Source organism: Limnohabitans sp. 2KL-3 (genome assembly GCF_001269405.1).
Taxonomy (GTDB): Bacteria; Pseudomonadota; Gammaproteobacteria; order Burkholderiales; family Burkholderiaceae_C; genus Limnohabitans_A.
Map to the genome: position 1 here is coordinate 1 of NZ_CXON01000050.1, position 2,414 is coordinate 2,414.

Annotated in this window: 2 protein-coding genes and 1 pseudogene; 2 read left to right on the plus strand and 1 reads right to left on the minus strand. The window is 57.8% G+C overall.

Annotated features, from left to right (window positions below):
• Window positions 1–394, plus strand: a 394-nt coding sequence (locus tag AMM41_RS21475; protein ID WP_194944945.1) for an ATP-binding protein, incomplete at its 5' end; no start/stop codon positions are given.
• Window positions 395–667: 273 nt separating this feature from the next.
• Window positions 668–1,729 carry an IS630 family transposase gene (locus AMM41_RS21480; RefSeq protein ID WP_228769402.1) on the plus strand — a complete coding sequence of 354 codons (1,062 nt, stop codon included), beginning with the start codon at window positions 668–670 and terminating at the stop codon, window positions 1,727–1,729.
• On the opposite strand, the pseudogene AMM41_RS21485 reads toward AMM41_RS21480, so the two are convergent.
• Window positions 1,724–2,414, minus strand: a pseudogene (locus tag AMM41_RS21485) (IS1634 family transposase); the annotation flags it as partial. The gene AMM41_RS21480 and the pseudogene AMM41_RS21485 sit on opposite strands and share 6 nt — an antisense overlap.

A 2,414-nucleotide genomic window follows, 5' to 3' on the forward strand; every position in this document is an offset into this window, starting at 1 on the left:
CGTGTGCTCTTCCGATCTGCTGTTCACCAGTTGCTCGGCCCTGACGCAGACGCTGCACGCGGCGCGGGCGACCAACGCCTATGAGCGCAAACTGCAATCGCTCAGCCGCATCCCGGTGCTGATCATTGATGACTTTGGACTCAAGCCCCTGAGGTCACCAGCGGATGAGGACTTGCACGAGCTGATTGCCGAGCGCTACGAGCGCACGGCGACCATCATCACCAGCAATCTGGACTTCAGTGAGTGGGATCAGGCCTTCCCTAGCAACCCGCTGCTGGCCTCGGCCACGTTGGACCGGCTCAGGCACAACGCTTACTGCTTGACGCTGGATGGGCAGTCGTACCGGACGCCGCGCCAAATCGGACGCCGCGCCAAATGCCGACCACGGCGGTGACAAAAAGCAAGAATTCAAACCCACAAAAAGACGCCAAATAAGGGCAAAATCCAAACCCGAAAGATGTCAGTTTGAGCGCTTGCAGCTGGCTCCTATATGCCGAAAACAGCTGGTTCCTTTATGCCGAGAAGTGACAGCCACCAATTCAGACTTGAACTGAGTGCTGTAGATGCGACGCGTGCGCGAAGGCGTTGAAGGGGTAGGAGTGTCTTGATTCATCATCGTGTCCACGTTGTTGTTGTGTGGCCAGGATGTTGCCGGGATGGCATTTGAATCTCAAGATGGGTTCACCGGACGCTTACGAAACTGGTTCGCTCGAAACGAACCAGCGTTCGCTTGGCTCAGCGTGCGCAAATCGTGCTGTTGGCAGATCTTGGCAAGCAAACAATCGCTATTGCTGCTGAGTTAGGCATCGGGCGCTTGCAAGTGGCACGTTGGCGCGAGCGGTACGCAATTGATCGTTTGGCGGGCATCGAGCGCGACTTGCCGCGCGGGGCACCGCCCGTGAAAGTGGATGTAGCCAAGTTGGTTGAGCTGACAACGCAAAGCACGCCGCAAGCGGCCACGCAGTGGAGTACGCGCACCATGGCCCAAGAGTTGGGCGTGAGTGCCGCCAGCGTGTCGCGCCACTGGAGGGCCAATGGCCTCAAGCCGCATCTGGTGCGTGGCTTCAAGGTTTCGCGTGACCCCAAGTTCATCGACAAGCTGGAAGATATCGTTGGCCTGTACATGTCGCCACCGGAGCACGCGCTGGTGTTGTGCTGCGACGAGAAGAGCCAAGTCCAAGCATTGGATCGTACCCAGCCGGGATTGCCCCTCAAAAAGGGGCGAGCACAAACGATGACGCACGACTACAAGCGCAATGGCACCACGACATTGTTTGCCGCCATGAGTACGCTCGATGGCACCGTCATCAGCACCTGCCAGCAACGTCATACGCATGTGGAGTGGCTCAAGTTCCTCAAGAAGATTGACCGTGAAACGCCCAAAGACAAGGCGTTGCATCTGATCGCCGATAACTACGCGACCCACAAACATCCAGTTGTTCAAGAGTGGCTGGCCAAGCACCCGCGCATCACAATGCACTTCACCCCGACCTCGGCATCGTGGCTGAACATGGTGGAGCGCTTCTTCCGTGACATTACGACCGAGCAATTGCGTCGTGGCGTATTCACCAGCGTGCCGGAACTAATCGACACCATTGATGCTTACATCGCACATCACAACAAAAATCCTAAGCCCTTCATCTGGACAAAAAGCGCTCGCGACATCTTGCAAAAGGTCATTCGTGCCAACAAGCGCTTAAGTTCCAAACAGAATGCAACACTACACTAGCAGCAACTTGCCGTCCATCATCTGGGCGCGGGCCAATGCCTTGGCGTCAATGTCGTACGCGAACAAATCGGACTTGAGGTCGACCTTGATGATTTTGGACAAATGGGCCTCGGCCACCTCTTGAAAGAAACGTGCTTTGGCCCCCGAGTCGCTGAGCTTGCGTCCGCGCTTTTTTTGCCCGGCGTCTTGTCCATCGAGTTTGTTGGCCAAGTCTCTGGCCCGGGCTTCTAACGCCGCAATGCGCGCTGTACGTTTGTCTGTTTGTTCCTGAGCCCGTTGCGGGTTGTGTGCCACGACCAACCGCAGTCCTTCCCAAGTGGTTTCGGCCACCGTCTCGCCCTCGGGCGCAGCGGCGACGTGCAAGGGCTGCATCAGATCAGCAAACTCCCCGTAGCGGCGCCCTGGCACTGCCAAGATGAACTCCAGCGGCTGCCCATCAGGCAGACTGATGGCGCTCAGATCGGCCAGGTTGTCGACAGACAGCAAGCCCCGGTCAGCCACCATCACCAAGCGGCGGATGTGCGGGTAACGCGCCAGCACCTTGCGCACCGTTGGCAAAAGGGTGGGCGCTTCTGACGTGTTGCCGTCAAATACCTCGTGGTAGATCGGCATGCCGTCGGCCGTTTGAACCACACCCAGCATGAACTGGCGGGCCACCGTGCCTTCTTTGGACATGCCAAAGTGC